At 58.0% G+C, this 16,872-nt stretch carries 20 protein-coding genes and 4 tRNA genes; 10 read left to right on the forward strand and 14 right to left on the reverse strand.

Features of this window, described 5'->3' with window-relative positions; all coding sequences use genetic code 11:
• Nucleotides 1-202: 202 nt before the first annotated feature.
• The 4 genes from AACY49_RS13850 to AACY49_RS13865 form a co-directional block, all read right to left on the reverse strand.
• Nucleotides 203-278, reverse strand: a tRNA-His gene (locus AACY49_RS13850).
• A gap of 77 nt (nt 279-355) precedes the next feature.
• A tRNA-Leu gene (locus AACY49_RS13855) sits at nt 356-440 on the reverse strand.
• 58 nt (nt 441-498) lie between these two features.
• Nucleotides 499-574, reverse strand: a tRNA-His gene (locus AACY49_RS13860).
• Between the two features lie 32 nt (nt 575-606).
• Nucleotides 607-683 (reverse strand) — tRNA-Arg (locus AACY49_RS13865).
• A gap of 274 nt (nt 684-957) precedes the next feature.
• On the opposite strand from AACY49_RS13865, the gene folD reads away from it, so the two are divergent.
• Together folD and pbpG are read left to right on the forward strand one after the other, a co-directional pair.
• Nucleotides 958-1,812 (forward strand): bifunctional methylenetetrahydrofolate dehydrogenase/methenyltetrahydrofolate cyclohydrolase FolD, encoded by an 855-nt coding sequence (folD, locus tag AACY49_RS13870; protein WP_320393926.1) that lies wholly within the window; start codon nt 958-960, stop codon nt 1,810-1,812.
• Between the two features lie 274 nt (nt 1,813-2,086).
• Complete coding sequence (pbpG, locus tag AACY49_RS13875; protein WP_320393925.1) at nt 2,087-3,025, forward strand: D-alanyl-D-alanine endopeptidase; 939 nt, start codon at nt 2,087-2,089, stop codon at nt 3,023-3,025.
• Nucleotides 3,026-3,081: 56 nt separating this feature from the next.
• Here the strand turns inward: pbpG and AACY49_RS13880 are convergent, their stop codons facing one another.
• From AACY49_RS13880 to AACY49_RS13890, 3 genes are all read right to left on the reverse strand, one after another.
• Nucleotides 3,082-3,306 (reverse strand): hypothetical protein, encoded by a 225-nt coding sequence (locus tag AACY49_RS13880; RefSeq protein WP_123496538.1) that lies wholly within the window; start codon nt 3,304-3,306, stop codon nt 3,082-3,084.
• 10 nt (nt 3,307-3,316) lie between these two features.
• Nucleotides 3,317-3,532, reverse strand: a complete 216-nt coding sequence (locus tag AACY49_RS13885; RefSeq protein WP_339524448.1) for a DUF6021 family protein — start codon at nt 3,530-3,532, stop codon at nt 3,317-3,319.
• 93 nt (nt 3,533-3,625) lie between these two features.
• Nucleotides 3,626-4,354: a peptidase C39 family protein gene (locus AACY49_RS13890; protein WP_339524449.1), complete on the reverse strand. Its 729-nt coding sequence runs from the start codon at nt 4,352-4,354 to the stop codon at nt 3,626-3,628.
• A 171-nt stretch (nt 4,355-4,525) separates the two neighbouring features.
• On the opposite strand from AACY49_RS13890, the gene AACY49_RS13895 reads away from it, so the two are divergent.
• The gene (locus AACY49_RS13895) at nt 4,526-4,696 is read left to right on the forward strand and encodes a hypothetical protein (protein WP_339524450.1); all 171 of its coding nucleotides are present in this window, start codon (nt 4,526-4,528) and stop codon (nt 4,694-4,696) included.
• Between the two features lie 101 nt (nt 4,697-4,797).
• Here the strand turns inward: AACY49_RS13895 and AACY49_RS13900 are convergent, their stop codons facing one another.
• Together AACY49_RS13900 and AACY49_RS13905 are read right to left on the reverse strand one after the other, a co-directional pair.
• Nucleotides 4,798-5,547: a TerC family protein gene (locus AACY49_RS13900; RefSeq protein ID WP_320393921.1), complete on the reverse strand. Its 750-nt coding sequence runs from the start codon at nt 5,545-5,547 to the stop codon at nt 4,798-4,800.
• Nucleotides 5,548-5,575: 28 nt separating this feature from the next.
• On the reverse strand, nt 5,576-5,818 hold the full coding sequence (locus AACY49_RS13905; protein WP_339524451.1) for a hypothetical protein: 243 nt from the start codon (nt 5,816-5,818) through the stop codon (nt 5,576-5,578).
• A gap of 156 nt (nt 5,819-5,974) precedes the next feature.
• Here AACY49_RS13905 and nhaR point away from each other — a divergent pair, with 156 nt between their 5' ends.
• Nucleotides 5,975-6,874: a transcriptional activator NhaR gene (nhaR, locus tag AACY49_RS13910; protein ID WP_339524453.1), complete on the forward strand. Its 900-nt coding sequence runs from the start codon at nt 5,975-5,977 to the stop codon at nt 6,872-6,874.
• Nucleotides 6,875-6,878: 4 nt separating this feature from the next.
• Here nhaR and AACY49_RS13915 read toward each other — a convergent pair whose 3' ends face one another.
• Entirely contained in the window at nt 6,879-8,033 is a 1,155-nt protein-coding gene (locus tag AACY49_RS13915; protein ID WP_258699959.1) for an MFS transporter, read from the reverse strand.
• Between the two features lie 331 nt (nt 8,034-8,364).
• Here AACY49_RS13915 and sstT point away from each other — a divergent pair, with 331 nt between their 5' ends.
• Entirely contained in the window at nt 8,365-9,597 is a 1,233-nt protein-coding gene (sstT, locus tag AACY49_RS13920) for a serine/threonine transporter SstT (RefSeq protein ID WP_320393918.1), read from the forward strand.
• Nucleotides 9,598-9,698: 101 nt separating this feature from the next.
• On the opposite strand, the gene AACY49_RS13925 is transcribed toward sstT, so the two are convergent.
• Nucleotides 9,699-10,208 carry a DUF1993 domain-containing protein gene (locus tag AACY49_RS13925; protein WP_007901777.1) on the reverse strand — a complete coding sequence of 170 codons (510 nt, stop codon included), beginning with the start codon at nt 10,206-10,208 and terminating at the stop codon, nt 9,699-9,701.
• Between the two features lie 128 nt (nt 10,209-10,336).
• Here AACY49_RS13925 and AACY49_RS13930 point away from each other — a divergent pair, with 128 nt between their 5' ends.
• Nucleotides 10,337-10,984 (forward strand): YceH family protein, encoded by a 648-nt coding sequence (locus AACY49_RS13930; protein ID WP_339524457.1) that lies wholly within the window; start codon nt 10,337-10,339, stop codon nt 10,982-10,984.
• Nucleotides 10,985-11,132: 148 nt separating this feature from the next.
• Here AACY49_RS13930 and AACY49_RS13935 read toward each other — a convergent pair whose 3' ends face one another.
• The gene (locus tag AACY49_RS13935; protein ID WP_339524459.1) at nt 11,133-11,951 is read right to left on the reverse strand and encodes a shikimate 5-dehydrogenase; all 819 of its coding nucleotides are present in this window, start codon (nt 11,949-11,951) and stop codon (nt 11,133-11,135) included.
• A 254-nt stretch (nt 11,952-12,205) separates the two neighbouring features.
• On the opposite strand from AACY49_RS13935, the gene AACY49_RS13940 reads away from it, so the two are divergent.
• The 3 genes from AACY49_RS13940 to AACY49_RS13950 all read left to right on the forward strand — a co-directional run bounded on the left by AACY49_RS13940 (nt 12,206) and on the right by AACY49_RS13950 (nt 13,230).
• Nucleotides 12,206-12,559 (forward strand): hypothetical protein, encoded by a 354-nt coding sequence (locus tag AACY49_RS13940; RefSeq protein WP_320393916.1) that lies wholly within the window; start codon nt 12,206-12,208, stop codon nt 12,557-12,559.
• A 193-nt stretch (nt 12,560-12,752) separates the two neighbouring features.
• Nucleotides 12,753-12,947 carry a hypothetical protein gene (locus AACY49_RS13945; RefSeq protein WP_320393915.1) on the forward strand — a complete coding sequence of 65 codons (195 nt, stop codon included), beginning with the start codon at nt 12,753-12,755 and terminating at the stop codon, nt 12,945-12,947.
• Nucleotides 12,948-13,047: 100 nt separating this feature from the next.
• Nucleotides 13,048-13,230 (forward strand): hypothetical protein, encoded by a 183-nt coding sequence (locus AACY49_RS13950; protein WP_258699953.1) that lies wholly within the window; start codon nt 13,048-13,050, stop codon nt 13,228-13,230.
• On the opposite strand, the gene AACY49_RS13955 is transcribed toward AACY49_RS13950, so the two are convergent.
• Complete coding sequence (locus tag AACY49_RS13955) at nt 13,227-14,288, reverse strand: AI-2E family transporter (protein ID WP_258699952.1); 1,062 nt, start codon at nt 14,286-14,288, stop codon at nt 13,227-13,229. The genes AACY49_RS13950 and AACY49_RS13955 overlap by 4 nt on opposite strands.
• A 164-nt stretch (nt 14,289-14,452) precedes the next feature.
• On the opposite strand from AACY49_RS13955, the gene trhP reads away from it, so the two are divergent.
• Nucleotides 14,453-15,790, forward strand: a complete 1,338-nt coding sequence (gene trhP / locus AACY49_RS13960) for a prephenate-dependent tRNA uridine(34) hydroxylase TrhP (protein WP_445262641.1) — start codon at nt 14,453-14,455, stop codon at nt 15,788-15,790.
• Between the two features lie 471 nt (nt 15,791-16,261).
• Here the strand turns inward: trhP and AACY49_RS13965 are convergent, their stop codons facing one another.
• On the reverse strand, nt 16,262-16,630 hold the full coding sequence (locus AACY49_RS13965; RefSeq protein WP_339524461.1) for a hypothetical protein: 369 nt from the start codon (nt 16,628-16,630) through the stop codon (nt 16,262-16,264).
• Nucleotides 16,631-16,872: the final 242 nt, after the last annotated feature.

A 16,872-nucleotide genomic window follows, 5' to 3' on the forward strand; every position in this document is an offset into this window, starting at 1 on the left:
CCTCCTATATATAGAAGGAATCGGCAATCCATCCCTGACAGCCAACCCCGCGAAGGGATCGGCGGGCGAATCGAGCATCATCGAGAAACATAAATACGACGAAGCGACCTACCCCTGCGACCCACAACCTGCAGCCGCTGAACATTCAAACCATTGAAACAAAAAAGGCGCCAGACTGTTAAATCTGGCGCCTTTCGAAATATGGGGTGGACGATGGGGATCGAACCCACGACAACGGGAGTCACAATCCCGTGCTCTACCAACTGAGCTACGCCCACCATATTGCGTGACAAAGAAGCCAAACAACTTCTTTGTTGAGCCCAACCAAGCCAACCGGCATGAGTGAAGCTTTATTTGGTGCGGATGAAGAGACTCGAACTCTTACGCCTCGCGGCGCTGGAACCTAAATCCAGTGTGTCTACCAATTCCACCACATCCGCGGATTGAAGCTGTTAAAGCAAAGGCGCCAGACTGTAAAATCTGGCGCCTTTCGAAATATGGGGTGGACGATGGGGATCGAACCCACGACAACGGGAGTCACAATCCCGTGCTCTACCAACTGAGCTACGCCCACCATATCGCGCTACTTGTGCCAAAGCTGCCTAATGGCGCACCCGGCAGGACTCGAACCTGCGACCATCCGCTTAGAAGGCGGATGCTCTATCCAGCTGAGCTACGGGCGCCTTGTTAGCTGTAACCTTGAAGGACTACAAACTAAGTGCTTTTCAGTCCTGCAGAACTTCGATTCTGCTCAACCTTCTCAACCAGTGCTAGGCTGTACCCGACAAGTGCGACGAATAGTATAGAGCGACCCGAAGGTCGTCAAATCCTTTTTAAAAAAAATTCATTTAATTAAAGGAGTTAGGGGAATTTGCTGACCAAGCGCCTTTGCCCTCACCTCATGACATGCGAGAATGCGCTCTCTTTTTTTCCCCTCTCGATGGTTAATCACGCGCAATGACTGCACAACTAATCGACGGCAAATCGATCGCCGCCAGCCTGCGCCAGCAGATCGCCAAACGAGTCGCCGAGCGTCGCCAGCAAGGCCTGCGCACACCCGGCCTCGCGGTGATCCTGGTCGGTAGCGATCCTGCCTCTCAGGTTTATGTCTCGCACAAGCGTAAAGACTGTGAAGAGGTCGGCTTCCTTTCCCAAGCCTACGACCTGCCTGCCGAAACCACTCAAGAAGCACTGACCGATCTGATCGATCGCCTGAACGACGACCCGGCGATTGACGGCGTTCTGCTTCAACTGCCTTTACCAGAACACCTGGACGCCTCCAAATTGCTGGAACGCATTCGTCCCGACAAGGACGTCGACGGTTTCCACCCTTATAACGTCGGCCGTCTGGCCCAGCGCATTCCGCTGCTGCGTCCGTGCACGCCTAAAGGCATCATGACGTTGCTGGAAAGCACCGGTGTCGATCTTTACGGGATGGACGCGGTCATTGTCGGAGCGTCCAACATCGTTGGTCGTCCGATGGCGATGGAACTGCTGCTGGCCGGCTGCACCGTGACCGTCACCCACCGCTTCACCAAGGACCTGGCGGGCCATGTCGGCCGCGCCGATCTGGTCGTGGTTGCCGCCGGCAAGCCGGGACTGGTCAAGGGTGAGTGGATCAAGGAAGGTGCGATCGTGATCGATGTCGGCATCAACCGTCAGGAAGACGGCAAACTGGTGGGTGACGTGACCTACGAAACCGCCCTGCCCCGCGCCGGCTGGATCACTCCGGTACCGGGCGGCGTCGGCCCGATGACCCGCGCCTGCCTGCTGGAAAACACGCTGTACGCCGCGGAAACACTGCATAGCTGAGTTCTCGCTTGCACACAGCGCCGCCTATAAAGAACCCCGCTCATCGCGGGGTTCTTTTTGCCCGCAAAAAAAAGCTCGACCATCAACGGCTCAGCAATCGGGAAGCTGGAAAGCCGGAGGGGGTACAAAATGGGGACAGCATTAAATATTCTTCACTTTTACCCCCTGTATTACAGGCGCCTATGGCTTTCCTGGCACATACTCCTAAAATGCGTCGTTTTTAAGAAACAGCCCGTTACAAAACGGCATATCCACCCTTTATGAGTCTGCCAGCGTGAAAATCCGTCTTTCCATCCTGAGCCTAGTTTTTGCAGTTACAGGGACTTTCATCGCGCCAACGGTCAACGCCGCTGACACCACCGCGGCGCCACGAGACAATTCACAACTGAAGATCGCGTCCGGCAGCGCTTTGCTGATGGATCTGCAGACCAACAAAGTCATCTATGCCAGCAATCCTGATGTCGTCGTACCCATCGCGTCCGTCAGCAAACTGATGACCGGCCTGGTGGTCGTGGAAGCGCGGCAGAACATGGACGAATACATTCCCGTCAACATCAGCGACACACCGGAAATGAAAGGCGTGTTCTCCCGGGTCAAACTCAAAAGCGAATTGTCGCGCCGCGAGATGCTGTTGATTGCACTGATGTCCTCGGAGAACCGTGCCGCCGCGACGCTGGCGCATCACTATCCGGGCGGTTATGTCGCGTTCATTGCCGCCATGAACGCCAAAGCCAAGGCGCTGGGCATGACCAGCACCCACTTCGTCGAACCAACGGGCCTCTCCCCTCGCAACGTGTCCACCGCCCGCGACCTGAGCAAACTGCTGATCGCCGCGCACAAGTACCCGTTATTGACTGAGCTGAGCACCACCAAGGAAAAAACCGTTTCGTTCCGTAAACCCAACTACAGCCTGGGTTTCCACAATACCGACCACCTGGTCAACAAGCCGAACTGGGACATCAAACTGACCAAGACCGGTTTCACCAATGAAGCAGGCCACTGCCTGGTGCTGGTGACCAGCATGGGTAATCGTCCGGTTGCGCTGGTGATTCTCGATGCCTTCGGCAAGTACACGCACTTTGCCGATGCCAGCCGTATTCGCGACTGGGTCGAAACTGGCAAGAGCGCCAACGTGCCGTCCGTAGCCCTGCAGTACAAGTCCGACAAGAACCTCAAGCATCGCCAGAGCGGCGTGATTGAAGCTTCGAAATAAAATCGAAACGCCTCTAAACGAAAGCCCCGAATATTCGGGGCTTTTTTTGTCCAGGATTAATCATTGGGCAGCGGCATCTGATCGTCATCCGGAATGCCATCCCCGGCGCTCGGGTCTTTCCAACCCTGCGGATGTTTTGTCGGCACCACTGTCGGTCTGGCCAAGGGGTCCCTTAAAGGGCTGTCCGGGTCCATCACGGGGTCCAGGTCCGATTCAGGGGTTGTTGGAACACTGTCTGGAGGATCTGGACGCTTGTCGTCAAAGCTCGAGTCGGTAGACATATACACCTCACTAAGACTTGGGTTTCAGATTACCGAGTGGGTCGTAAGGCTTCGCGGGAGCCTTCTTGCCCTCCTCACCCGGTTTTACATCCCTGGGCGCCTTTGCAGGCCCGATGGGGTCGACCTGTGGATCGGCTACATCCGGAGAATCGGGGTCGAACCCCAACTCATTATCGGACGAATGCTCAGACGAGTGCGGGCCGGTGGGAGTATTGGAATGTGCCATGGCGCCTCCTGATCATGGTCCCGGAAAAATCCGGGCCCTCTACATGAGACTCCAGCATAGCGCGGCGGTGCCATGCCGATGACGAGCGCAAACTTACTTCGCGGTCAGCGCCTTCTTCGCCCGGGCAGCCGCCTGCTCTTGGCCTGACTGGGCAAGATCGCTCGCTGCTTTCAGCCAGCGCGGCTGATCGACATTGGCCGGAATCTGCTCCGGCTTCTGGATCAATACAGCCCAGCCACCGGCATTCTCGAACGCCGACTCAAAGGAACCGAACCCCATCAGCAACCGACGATCCATCCCGGTGCGCAGCAACACGGTCTGCTTCTGACGGTTGTAACCAGCGAGAATGGCGTATCGGGGCCCCGCCCAGAACGCCGAACCTTCGGTGAAGCGCACCATCACCGGGTAACCGGCCGCGACCTGGGCCAACAGCGCCGGCAAATGGCTGTCGAGGGGATAAACCACCATCCCGTACTCGCGGGCGAGGTTTTGCATGTTCTGCTGCAACCGGTCTTCGGCACCCGGTAAATGCAGGGGCTTTTCGAGCAACCCCGGGGTGATCACGATGTCCTGTTGGGACAACAGGCTGGCCAGCACCTGAGGCCCGCTTTGATAACTTTGCCCGCGATAGAACGTACCGCTGAGTTCGACACGTTCCGGCAGACGCTTGATCTCGGGCGCTACGCTCCCCGCACAGCCAGCCAGGCCGGCAACGCAGCCAACGATCAGCACCAAAGATCGAATTCGAGAAAATACCCGCACCATCATCACTCTCTTGTTCAGACGCCAGGCAATCGAACTCCCGGCTTGGCCGCCGATCATAGGATGCCGCGCGACAGCGGTATAGCCTTAACCGGCAGTTGATTGCATTCGATAGAGCGAACGGGTTGATGACAGGCGACCTTTGTTCAATAGCCTGAAACACAGCAGCGGCTAGACTGTCATTTACCAAGGAAGAGTGTGCGCCCGCTGCAGGGCAAAGAGGAGGCACTGATGAGCCTGACAATGACCATTGTAATGTTGATTTCCGGCTGGATGGCGGTGGCTGCCGCCATGCTGTGGGGCGTTTTGCGTATTACCCGCCGGCACCATCACCACCCGGCTCAATCAGCGCCTGCAACGAAAACCGATCAGCCGGCTGGACACCCCGCCACTGCGCACTGACTGGCGCTTTTCAGTCATACAAAAACGAATCCATGTGGGAGCGCCTTAAACTGGCCGCCTGGACTCTTTCGAGTTCAGGCGGCCGTTTCGTTTAATGAAGGTTAAGCTTCAGCGGCTACGCGCTTCTGCCTGGCCCGCCGCGACAGCATGTTCAAGCCTTCGATCGTCGCCGAGAATGCCATGGCCGCGTAGACGTAGCCTTTTGGTACGTGGGCGCCGAAACCTTCGGCGATCAGCGTCATGCCGATCATGATCAAGAAGCCCAGCGCCAGCATCACCACCGTCGGGTTGTCGTTGATGAACTTGGCCAGAGGATCAGCCGCCAACAACATCACCAGTACCGACACCACCACCGCGATGATCATGATCGGCAAATGCTCGGTCATGCCGACAGCAGTAATGATGCTGTCGATGGAGAACACCATGTCCAGCATCAGGATCTGACCGATCGCGGCGGCAAAGCCCAGGGTCACGGTCGAGGTGGCCGACGTCGGATCTTCCGGCGACGGGTCCATGCTGTGATGGATCTCGGTGGTCGCCTTCCACAACAGGAACAGGCCGCCGGCGATCAGGATCATGTCCTTCCAGGAGAACGCATGGCCAAGAATCTCGATCACAGGCGCCGTCAACTGAACGATGAACGCGATGGTGCTCAACAGCGCCAGGCGCAGGATCAACGCCATGCCGATGCCGATGCGCCGCGCCTTCTGGCGATGCTGTTCGGGCAGCTTGTTGGTGAGGATCGAGATGAAGATCAGGTTATCGATGCCGAGCACGATTTCCATCACCACCAGCGTGGCCAGGGCGACCCAGGCGGTGGGGCTTGCAGCAAGTTCTAAAAGGTATTCCATGGGTCAGTCCTGACTGGTTGTAGCCGGTTTAGATTTCCTGGGACGAAGATTCGGTTTTGTCCGACTCTTTGGCCGGTTGTTCTTTCTTGCTGATCAGGCCATCGGTGGCATCGCTCAACGCTTGCTCGGCGGCTTTGTGGGTATCGTCAATCGCCTGTTTGGCGGTTTCGGCAGCCTTGCCCATCAGTTGCTGCGCGCTCTTCTCGGCCTGGTCGCAGCCGGCCAACACCAATAAAGAGGTGATCAGCAGCGCGGGGGTTTTAAGCTTCATGATGCTTTCCTCGATAGAACAGACAGAGCCCAAATGGCGCTCCGTCGATAGCGAGGCAGTCTAAAGAGGAAAATACTTCAGGAAAATTCGTATTTTAAGCGGTTATACTTCGGTTTTTACGAATCCATAGCAAAACATACGCTGCGGGGAACATGAATGCTGAATTACCGACAGCTGCATTATTTCTGGGTGGTGGCCAAGACCGGCAGCATCGTGCGCGCCTGCGAGCAGTTGAACCTGACACCACAGACCATCAGCGGGCAGATTTCCCTGCTCGAGCAAACCTATGGCATCGAGTTGTTTCGCCGGGTCGGCCGGCAGCTGGAACTCACTGAAGCCGGGCGTCAGACCCTGCCCTACGCCGAGCAGATATTTCAACTCGGTGGCGAATTGGAGCTGATGCTGCGGGCGCAGCCTAATGAGCAACAGATTCTGTTTCGGGTGGGCGTCGCCGATGTGGTGCCCAAATCGATCGTTTATCGATTGATTGCACCGACCATGGAGTTGAGCGAACCGCTGCGTATCACCTGTCGCGAAGACAAACTGGAACGTTTGCTTGCCGACCTGGCGATTCAGCGCCTGGATCTGGTGATTTCCGACAGCCCGATGCCCTCGCATCTGGACATCAGGGGCTACAGCCAGAAACTCGGTGAATGCGGCATCAGCTTCTTCGCCACCGCTGAACTGGCAGCGCGTTATGGCCAGGACTTCCCCCGCAGCCTGCACGGCGCCCCGCTGCTGATCCCCGGGCCGGAAACCGTGGTACGCAGTCGCTTGCAACGCTGGTTTGCCGAACAGCAGATTCAGCCTCGAATCGTCGGCGAGTTCGACGACAGCGCTTTAATGCAGGCCTTCGGCCAATCCGGCAGCGGGATATTCATCGGCCCGAGCGTGATTGCCGACGAAGTGAAACGCCAATGCAGCGTGGAGTTGATCGGCCAGACCGACGCGGTGAGCGAATCGTTCTATGCCATTTCAGTTGAACGCAAGGTCAAGCACCCCGGCATTGTCGCCATTACCGAAGGTGCCCGACGCGAGCTGTTCACCGAGATGTGACGCCTCAGGCGCAGATTTCCCGAGGTTTGAAGGTCATCAGCGCCATCGCCAACAGGATCGAGACAAGGATAAAACCGGCGGCTGCGAAACCCAGTCCGCCCAGGCCGACACTGTCGATCACCCGACCACCAACCATCGCGCCCAGTCCGATCCCGAGGTTGGCCCCGGCAATGTTCAGCGACGCAGCAAAGGCCGGCGCTTCAGGCGCAGCCTTCATCAAACGCACATGACTGACCAGGAACAACGCCGCCTGGGTCACGCCCCAAATCCCCATCGCCGCCGCCAGCCCCAGCGGCGAATGAATGTTCGGCACCAGCGTTACCATGCCGGCAATCATGAACGCGCAAAACGTCACAGAAGCAATCAGCGGGTGACGATCCACCGCGCGGCCGCCCAGCGAGTTGCCGATCAGCCCGACCGCACCGAAGCCCATCAGGCACCAGCCGACCACCGTGCCATTGAAACCGGCGAGGCGCTCAAGGATGTCCGCCAGGTAGGTGTAAGCGGTGAACATGCCGCTGAACACCAGGATCGACAGCAGTACATGCCCCAGCATCAGCGGGCTGCGCAGGATCTTGAACTGTGAACGGAAACTCACTTGGTGCTGGTGCAGGCTGGTTTTCGGCAGGTAGATAAACAGCAGCAGCGCCTTGGCAAACGCGATCACCGCCAGAATGCCGAAAGCACTGCGCCAGCCGAACGCGTCGGAAATCAGCGTGCCGACAGGAATGCCAAACACCGTGGCGCAGACGATGCCGAAACCGACCTTGGCGATGGCCCGCCCGGCGTAGTCCGGCCCGACGATGTCCACCGCGGTTTCACTGGCCAACGCCCAGAACACCGGCAGCCCCAGCGCCGGAATCAACCGGGCGATGGCCATCACCCAAATATTCGGCGCAAATGCCGCCAGCGTGTTGGCCAGGCCGAACATGATCAACACACTGATGAACAGTTTGCGTCGTTCAAACCTTGCGAAGTACGCCGTCAGGAACGGCCCGAACGCGGCCACGGTGAACGCAAACAGGGTCACCAGCAAACCCGCTTGAGGAATGCTGACGTCCAGATCACGGGCGATTGCCGGCAACAGGCCGACGATGATGAATTCCGTGGTCAGCACCGTGAAACCGGCGGCGGACAACAGAAGAATGGGCAACAGCATGCAGAACTCCAGGAAAACGACGACACCAGCGACAACCCAGAGGCCCACTGGCAGAACATGAAAATGAGGATGGCGAAGCTTAACAGAGTGTTTCCGGGCGAAGTTGCACGAACCTGCAAATCTCGTTGAACAATCGGGTGGCAGATCGTCACAGGTCTGAAGGATCGCGGCTACGCTGTGATAAAGTCCGCGGCCTGCGGTACTTACACTTTGCTCATCGGCCATTCATTGGCATTGATGCGGCGACCCCTTCGGTTCCCTCCATGTGGCCTGCCCGGCTTTTTGCTGCATGAGCAGAACCCTGCACCCTAATAAAATCAGAGATGCCGTTATGACCGCTTCATCCCCTTCTCTCTTGCAACGACTGCAACGCAGCAGCCTGGTCACGCAAATCATCATCGGCCTGATCGCCGGGATTGCCTTGGCGTTGTTCGCGCCTGAGCTGGCCAAGTCCACCGCTTTCATTGGCAAAGTGTTCGTCTCGGCGCTCAAGGCTGTCGCGCCGATTCTGGTGTTCGTGCTGGTCATGGCGTCGATTGCCAACCACAAGCACGGCCAGGAAACCCATATCCGGCCGATTCTGTTTCTGTACCTGCTGGGCACCTTCGCGGCGGCCGCGGTGGCGGTGATTGCCAGCTCGCTGTTTCCGTCGAGTCTGGTGCTGGCTACCCAGGATGTTGCGGTGACCGCACCGGGCGGCATCAGCGAAGTGCTGCAAAGCCTGCTGCTCAGCGTGGTCGATAACCCGGTCAGCGCACTGATGAACGCCAACTTCATCGGCATTCTGGCGTGGGCGATCGGCATGGGCATTGCGATCCGCCATGCTGGCGAGACGACGCGCGAAGTGCTGGGCGACCTGTCCAATGGCGTGACCGTGATTGTGCGCCTGGTGATTCGTTTTGCGCCGCTGGGGATCTTCGGCCTGGTGGCTTCGACCCTCGCCACCTCCGGTTTCGGCGCGTTGATCGGTTATATGCACCTGCTGGCGGTGCTGCTGGGCTGCATGCTGTTCGTGGCGCTGGTGATGAACCCGGCTATCGTGTTCTGGAAGCTGCGTCGCAACCCGTATCCGCTGGTACTCACCTGCCTGCGCGAGAGCGGCATCACCGCCTTCTTCACCCGCAGTTCGGCGGCGAACATTCCGGTCAATCTGGAGTTGAGCAAGCGTCTGGGCCTGCACGAAGACACCTATTCGGTATCGATCCCGCTCGGCGCCACCATCAACATGGCCGGCGCAGCGATCACCATCACCGTGCTGACCCTGGCCGCCGTGCACACCCTGGGCATCGCCGTGGATATTCCGACGGCCATTCTGCTCAGCATTGTCGCGGCGATCTGTGCCTGTGGCGCTTCGGGCGTGGCCGGTGGTTCGTTGTTGCTGATTCCGCTGGCGTGCAGCCTGTTCGGCATCCCCAGCGAAATCGCCATGCAAGTGGTGGCGGTCGGCTTCATCATCGGTGTGTTGCAGGACTCGGCGGAAACCGCGCTGAATTCCTCCACCGACGTGCTGTTCACCGCAGCCGCGTGCCAGGGTGAAGAGCTGAAAGCGCAGCGTTTGGCGTAAAACACACGTGTAGGCGCCAGGCTTGCCGGCGCCTACAGAAGGCAAAACGAAAAAGCCCGCCAAGGCGTAAACCTTGGCGGGCTTTTTTGTACCTGAGCGGTTTAGAACGCGCCCATGTAATCGCGCTTGCCTACTTCCACACCGTTGTGACGCAGCAGTGCGTAAGCGGTGGTGACATGGAAGAAAAACTGCGGCAGACCATAGCTCAGCAGGTAAGCCTGGCCAGTGAAGCGCTTCTCTTTAGGCGTGCCTGGACGGGTAACGATTTCGATGCCTTCCTTGCCATCGATCTGCTCAGGCTTGATCTCGCCGATGAAGGCCAGGACCTTGGCGATCAACGCTTGCAGTTCGGCGAAGGTGGTTTCGGTGTCATCGTATTTCGGCAGTTCGACTTCAGCCAGGCGCGCCGAAACGCCTTTGGCGAAATCAACGGCGATCTGCACCTGACGCACCAGCGGGAACATGTCCGGGTACAGGCGGGCTTGCAGAAACGCGTTCGGGTCGATGTTTTTCGCGGTGGCGTGGGCTTCAGCCTTGCTCAGGTTGTTGCTCAGGGCGTTGAGCATTTGCTGGAAAACCGGAACGGAAGCGGCATAGAGAGAAATGGTCATGGCAATCTCATGTAGTGACAGGAGTAAAAAAGCGTGGGGCGATTATAGCCATGCTGGCGCGCCCTGCGACTTGTCTTTTATTCAGCAAGGATTAGGCTAGGCGGCTCGACTGCCTAGGGAATAGCGCGATGAGCACTGAGCAAGAAACGACCTTCGACGAACCACGGCTCAACAGCACGGAAATCCGCATTCTGGGCTCGTTGATCGAGAAACAGGCCACCAGTGCGGAAACCTACCCGCTGACCCTCAATGCCCTGATGATTGCCTGCAACCAGAAAACCAGCCGTGAACCGGTGATGAACCTCAGCCAGGGCCAGGTCGGCCAGAGCCTGCGGGCCCTTGAAGGTCGCGGCTTCACCCGACTGGTGATGGGCAGCCGTGCCGACCGCTGGGAACATCGGCTCGATAAGGCACTGGAACTGGTGCCGGCGCAGGTGATTCTGACCGGGCTGCTGTTCTTGCGCGGTCCGCAGACAGTCAACGAGCTGCTGACCCGCAGTGGCCGCATGCATGACTTCGAAGATGCCGAGCAGGTGGTGCATCAGCTCGAACGCCTGATTGCCAGAGGTCTGGCGCTGCTGATCCCGCGCCAGGCCGGCCAGCGCGAAGACCGTTACATGCATGCACTGGGCGATCCGGCGGATATCGAAGCCATCCTGGCGGCCCGGCAGAATCCGGTGGAGCGTGGCGTCAGTGGCGGCGTGTCGGTTGAGCGAATCGAAGAGCTTGAAGCGCGGATTGCGGCGCTGGAAGAGCGACTGGCACGCCTCGAATAGACCCGTGCTCCCGCTGTGCCGAGCTCCCTGTGGCGAGGGAGCTTGCTCCCGTTGGGTCGCGAAGTGGCCGGGTTTGCCGGTTTTGCGACTGCTTCGCAGCCGAACGGGAGCAAGCTCCCTCGCCACAGGTCCAACCAATAATCGGAATTCAGCTCCGGGCAAACGCCACGGCTTTCTGGAACTGCTTATCGGTCGGCCGCACGCCGGTGTACAACACGAACTGTTCCAGCGCCTGGATGGCAATCACTTCCAGCCCGGTGATCACTCGTTTGCCTTCGGCGCGTGCGCGCACGATCAGCGGTGTTTCCGAGGGAATCGCTACCACATCGAAGACAGTCTTGGCGGCAGCGATGGCTTCAGGGTCGAACGCCAGTTGATCGGCTTCCGGCCCGCCGGTCATGCCGATCGGCGTGACGTTGATCAGCATCTGCGGGCGCTGGCCCCCCAATTCCGCCTGCCATGAGTAACCCAACGACTCGGCCAAAGCACGCCCGGCGCGCTCGTTACGGGCCACGATCAGACCGTTTTTGTAGCCGCCATCGCGCAGGGCACTGGCCACGGCCTTGGCCATGCCGCCGCTGCCGCGCAGGGCAAAAGTCGAGTCTTTGGGTACCTGATGGGTTTCGAGCAACTGGGCGATGGCAATGTAATCGGTGTTGTAAGCCTTGAGGTGGCCGTGGGTGTTGACGATAGTGTTGATCGATTGAATGGCCTCAGCCGATGCGTCCAGCTCATCGACCAGCGCAATACAGGCTTCCTTGAACGGCATCGACACGCCACAACCCCGAATGCCCAGAGCGCGGATGCCACTGACAGCGCCCGTCAGGTCCTGGCTGCTGAAGGCTTTGTAGTAAAAATTCAGGCCCAGTTGCTCATACAGATGATTGTGAAACCGCAGGCCGAAATTGCCGGGGCGCCCTGAGAGCGACATGCACAGCTGGGTGTCTTTGTTGGGGTTCATCTGCATCCGAATCTCCTTCAATAGCACTTTCAGATGGACGGAAATAACCATTCCATCGGATTGTGGTCGATCATAAAGGTCTGTCTGTACCAAGGGGAACGCCCCCCACACAGCACGGTAAAGAAAGCGGTACAGACCTTACACAAAATTTACCCAACGGCTGTGCTGATTTTCAAAAAAACGCTGTCTTAGAAGTATCCCCGCAACAACTTGTGTCTATTGCAGACGCAAGCGCCGGGTCGAAGAACCGAGGAATTATCATGATCCGTAAAATCCCCACAGTAGCTTTGCTGATCGGTGCTCTCGCTATCGCAGGGCAGGCAGAAGCACATGGGCGTGGCTGGGAAGGCCCGGCTGTGTTTGGTGCGATCGTCGGCTCGGCAATCATCGGCTCAGCAATTATCGGCCGCGACCGGCCAGTGTATGTGGAGCAGCAACCGGTTTACGTTCAGCCACAGCCGGTGTATGTGCAGCAACCGCCGCCGGTCTACTACCAACCCGCTCCGGTGTACGTGCAACAACCGATCTACTACCGTCCGGCGCCGGTTTACTACGGACCGCCACGCGGCTACTACGGCCCTCCCCATGGTTACTACCGTGGCGACCGCTGGTAACAGACTCATCAGGCCCCGCCTCAACAGCGGGGCCTTTTTTGTGGCCGCCGATCGGGCGAAGTCTGGATAAATCTCGCCAAGGTCGCTGTCGGGACAGTGCCGGCAGCTAAAGTTGGTCATATTTATGTCATGACAGGCCCGCAAGCTTGGATCTGTCCGTAAACAACAGGTTGATAAAAACAAGGACGACCTCATGCCCACACAAAACCCGCACCGCATTGTCGGCTTGTGCACTTCCAGCAAGGTGTACAACGCACTGACCGAACTCAAGCACCTGGAAGGTCATCGCAGCGCCAAGTTTCTCTCGCTGCTGGCGGAAAACCTGGTGCGAAAAGGCCTGCTCAACGAGCAGGAAGTGATGCATATGCTCGATCAAGTGGTGGATTGACCGCAGGACTCATTGGCGTCAATGACGACTATCGAAAGCGTTGATTGTCCGTTCAAGCGTCCGATCCGTAAGGTAGCTCCATAGATTGATGGAGGTACTTATGGCCCAGGTTCAAATCATGTCCGTCATCGGCAGCGCCGTTCCCGCACCGCTCAGAGCGCTGGGGTTGCTCGCCTGTTGGTACCTGGTGCAGGACGGCGAACCGATCAGCGGTCCGCTCTCCTCGCTACCCGCCGCCCAGGCCCTGTCGCAACGTATCGACTCAGGCCAGCTCAGCGCTTAAGGCAGCTGAACATGCGGCTTGGTTTCGATGAAGATTGCCCAACTCGACATGAACAACGCTGCGATCAAAGGCCCGATGACGAAGCCATTGAGCCCGAAAATCGCCAGGCCGCCGAGGGTTGAGATGAGAATCAAATAGTCCGGCATCTTCGTATCCTTACCCACCAGGATCGGACGCAGCACATTGTCCACCAACCCGATCACGAACACCCCGAACAACGCGAGCACCGTGCCCTGCCAGATCGCGCCGGTGAGCAGGAAGTACGCAGCCACCGGTGCCCAGACAATCCCCGCACCCACCGCCGGCAACAGCGACAGAAACGCCATCAGCACCGCCCAAAGCAACACGCTCGGGATATCCAGAAACCAGAAAATCAAACCGCCCAATGCGCCCTGCGTGATCGCCACCAGCAGATTGCCTTTTATCGTCGCCCGCACCACGTGATTGAACTTGAGCTGCAAACGGCGTTTCTGGTTGTCCTCCAGCGGTATGGCGGCGCGTATTTTGCGCGCCAGTTCGGCCCCGTCGCGCAGAAAGAAGAACAACAGATAGAGCATGATGAAAAAGCTCACCACGAATTCGAAGGTGCCCTGGCCAAAACTGTAAGCCTGAGTCGCGAAAAACTGGCCGCCCTGCATCGCACTCTTGATGATTTTCTCCCGCAGACCGCTCAACTCGCCCATGCCGAAACGATCGAGCAGGTGCTGGAAGTACGGTGGCAGGCTGTGTTTGAACTGCACCACATGACCGGCGATGTCCAATTCGCCGCTTTCGATGTTTTTGTATATCGCCGTGCCTTCTTGAACCAGAAAGGCACTGACAATGGTCACCGGCAGGATCGCGATCACCAGACAGATACTCAGCGTGCACAGCGCCGTCAGGTTGCGTTGCCAGCCGAATTTCAGTTGCAACCGACGTTGCATGGGCGCAAAGACGATGCCGAGGATGACCGCCCAGAACACCGCGCCGTAGAACGGCAGCAAAATCCAGAGAAACGCGACGGTCACCAGCGCCAGCAAGACCATCAGCGACTTGTCTTGTAGTGTCGTTTCGTTCATGTCCGATCCATGTCAGTGCGCAGGGGGCGCAAATTCGCGTCCTTATATTTAGTCCGCCACGGTTCGCGCGAGTGCCATCCGGTTTTTCATCAAGCATAGATCCAGATCAATGAACCCCGTGGGCAGGCCGCTTACCCTTGCCGGCTTTTGCGATCGACACTGCCATGCCCCGCACCATGACGCTCACGCCCCCGGAACTGCTCGCCCCTGCCGGCACCCTGAAAAACATGCGCTATGCCTTCGCCTACGGCGCCGACGCGGTGTACGCCGGTCAGCCGCGCTACAGCCTGCGGGTGCGCAATAACGAATTCGATCACGCCAACCTCGCGCTCGGCATCACCGAGGCCCAGGCTCAGGGCAAGCGCTTCTACGTGGTGGTGAACATCGCCCCGCACAACGCCAAGCTCAAAACGTTCTTGAAGGATCTGGAACCGGTGATCGCCATGGCGCCGGACGCGCTGATCATGTCCGACCCCGGCCTGATCATGCTGGTGCGCCGACACTTCCCGCAGATGCCGATCCACCTGTCGGTGCAGGCCAACACGGTGAACTGGGCCAGTGTCGAGTTCTGGCAGCAGCAGGGCTTGAGCCGGATCATCGTGTCCCGTGAACTGTCGCTGGAAGAAATCGCCGAAATCCGCCAGCACGTCCCGGCGATGGAGCTGGAAGTGTTCGTTCACGGTGCGTTGTGCATGGCCTATTCCGGGCGCTGCCTGTTGTCGGGCTACCTGAACAAACGCGACGCCAATCAGGGCAGCTGCACCAACGCCTGTCGCTGGAAATACTCGGCGACACCGGCCAGCGAAAATCAGCTCGGCGAAATCGTTCAGCCGTTCCAGCCCGAACCGACCCTGGGCATCGGCGCACCGACCGACCAAGTGTTCTTGTTGCAAGAGGCCAATCGCCCCGGCGAATCGATGCCAGCCTTCGAGGACGAACACGGCACGTACATCATGAACGCCAAGGACCTGCGCGCCGTCCAGCACGTCGAGCGCCTGACGCAAATGGGCGTGCATTCACTGAAAATCGAAGGCCGGACCAAATCGCACTTCTATTGCGCGCGCACTACCCAGGTGTATCGCCGTGCGATCGATGATGCGGTGGCTGGCCGAGCGTTCGATCGCAGCCTGATGAGCGACCTGGAGTCCCTGGCCCAGCGCGGCTACACCGAAGGGTTTCTGCGTCGACATGTGCATGACGAATACCAGAACTACCAGAACGGCAGCTCGGTGTCAGAGCGCCAACAGTTCGTGGGCGAATTGACCGGCGAACGCCGTGATCGGCTGGCCGAGGTGCGGGTGAAGAATCGCTTTGGTTTGGGCGATCATCTGGAACTGATGACGCCCAAGGGCAACTTCCACTTCGATTTGCATCAGCTGCAGAACGTCAAAGGCGAGGCGGTTGAAGTGGCGCCGGGGGATGGGCACACCGTGTATCTGCCGATACCGAATGCGGTGGATTTGCGTTTCGGGTTGTTGATGCGGGATGTGGGTGCGAGTTAAAGACCGTCAAAAACATGGCGCCAACCCTGTGACAACTGTGTATCAAACACTGTCACGATACTGTCGCCTAGGTGCGCGACAAATAAGTGAGGTAATAGCACGAATGGATTTGCCAAGACCGAAGTAAATCATGGCTTATACATCAACGCGGCATCCCGACTCGCGCTCTTTGCCCGCGAGGACAATGACAACTGCTTGTCTAAGCCTGGAAAGACGACGCGCAACTAGGCTGGTTTTATGTCGAGAGAGAATCCGGCGAGATCCAACTGTTCACGTTTCAAGAGCAAACAGTGAACAAACCGGAGGCCGAATGCATAGGGGTGGCGACAGACCCGGTGTCACCACCCAGGCCAAACCATAGATAGAGCGCACGGAATACGTTTGAAATCGAATGCAATTGAGTGATGTACGTATTGAATCCAATTCACCGCCTCGAATACGCCTCGCTGCGCAGCAAAGTAAAGATAGCCTTCAGCGATCCAATAAGCATTTCAAACGCCCCTCTAAAACGGCCGCCGAATAATTCGCCACGTCCATCGCCAGATCGGCCTCTACCAGCGCCTCCAGCAAGGCCGCCTGCGCCTCGAAGCGCAGCCCACGCTTAAGCTTTCGCGCTGCGTGCATTTGATCCAGCAACACATGGGTCACTTGATAAGGGGGGCTGATTTTCAGGCGCTGTAGCCAGACGGGAAGTTCCTTTTCGATTTTACGTTGCCTGACATCCGCGACACCCGTCGCCGTATCCGGAAATGTATTTTTTGAAACCGCCACGATCTCCTCAAATACATCAGTCAACTTCTTTAATATATAGCCCAGCATCAAATCATCAAAGGCAATCAATACTCACGCTCCATTGCGGCGGAAATTATTTCTCCGGACAAACACCCCCATCACCTGCCATCACACTACACCTTATTGTCCAATCATTAGTGGACGCATTCTAACATTCACACTCCCCACCAATACATAACATCTTAATAACACTTAACAACCCTTACTGACGTTTTATAACAATCATTGACTCTCAAACCCAGACACCCTAGATTTATGGCACTCTGCCAACACCCAGACAAGACAACGCA

This window comes from Pseudomonas sp. EL_65y_Pfl2_R96, assembly GCF_963970905.1.
In the GTDB taxonomy this organism is placed as follows: Bacteria; Pseudomonadota; Gammaproteobacteria; order Pseudomonadales; family Pseudomonadaceae; genus Aquipseudomonas.

Excerpts from the sequence above, each read along its gene's own strand:
- folD (WP_320393926.1), top strand. The coding sequence starts at position 958 with ATGACTGCACAACTAATCGACGGCAAATCGATCGCCGCCAGCCTGCGC.
- AACY49_RS13930 (WP_339524457.1), top strand. The coding sequence starts at position 10,337 with ATGAGCACTGAGCAAGAAACGACCTTCGACGAACCACGGCTCAACAGC.
- AACY49_RS13880 (WP_123496538.1), bottom strand. The coding sequence starts at position 3,306 with ATGTCTACCGACTCGAGCTTTGACGACAAGCGTCCAGATCCTCCAGAC.
- AACY49_RS13905 (WP_339524451.1), bottom strand. The coding sequence starts at position 5,818 with ATGAAGCTTAAAACCCCCGCGCTGCTGATCACCTCTTTATTGGTGTTG.
- AACY49_RS13950 (WP_258699953.1), top strand. The coding sequence starts at position 13,048 with ATGGCCCAGGTTCAAATCATGTCCGTCATCGGCAGCGCCGTTCCCGCA.
- AACY49_RS13890 (WP_339524449.1), bottom strand. The coding sequence starts at position 4,354 with ATGATCGGCGGCCAAGCCGGGAGTTCGATTGCCTGGCGTCTGAACAAG.
- AACY49_RS13885 (WP_339524448.1), bottom strand. The coding sequence starts at position 3,532 with ATGGCACATTCCAATACTCCCACCGGCCCGCACTCGTCTGAGCATTCG.
- AACY49_RS13935 (WP_339524459.1), bottom strand. The coding sequence starts at position 11,951 with ATGCAGATGAACCCCAACAAAGACACCCAGCTGTGCATGTCGCTCTCA.
- AACY49_RS13955 (WP_258699952.1), bottom strand. The coding sequence starts at position 14,288 with ATGAACGAAACGACACTACAAGACAAGTCGCTGATGGTCTTGCTGGCG.
- AACY49_RS13915 (WP_258699959.1), bottom strand. The coding sequence starts at position 8,033 with ATGCTGTTGCCCATTCTTCTGTTGTCCGCCGCCGGTTTCACGGTGCTG.
- trhP (WP_445262641.1), top strand. The coding sequence starts at position 14,453 with ATGCCCCGCACCATGACGCTCACGCCCCCGGAACTGCTCGCCCCTGCC.
- AACY49_RS13895 (WP_339524450.1), top strand. The coding sequence starts at position 4,526 with ATGAGCCTGACAATGACCATTGTAATGTTGATTTCCGGCTGGATGGCG.
- AACY49_RS13900 (WP_320393921.1), bottom strand. The coding sequence starts at position 5,547 with ATGGAATACCTTTTAGAACTTGCTGCAAGCCCCACCGCCTGGGTCGCC.
- sstT (WP_320393918.1), top strand. The coding sequence starts at position 8,365 with ATGACCGCTTCATCCCCTTCTCTCTTGCAACGACTGCAACGCAGCAGC.
- AACY49_RS13940 (WP_320393916.1), top strand. The coding sequence starts at position 12,206 with ATGATCCGTAAAATCCCCACAGTAGCTTTGCTGATCGGTGCTCTCGCT.
- AACY49_RS13945 (WP_320393915.1), top strand. The coding sequence starts at position 12,753 with ATGCCCACACAAAACCCGCACCGCATTGTCGGCTTGTGCACTTCCAGC.
- nhaR (WP_339524453.1), top strand. The coding sequence starts at position 5,975 with ATGCTGAATTACCGACAGCTGCATTATTTCTGGGTGGTGGCCAAGACC.
- AACY49_RS13925 (WP_007901777.1), bottom strand. The coding sequence starts at position 10,208 with ATGACCATTTCTCTCTATGCCGCTTCCGTTCCGGTTTTCCAGCAAATG.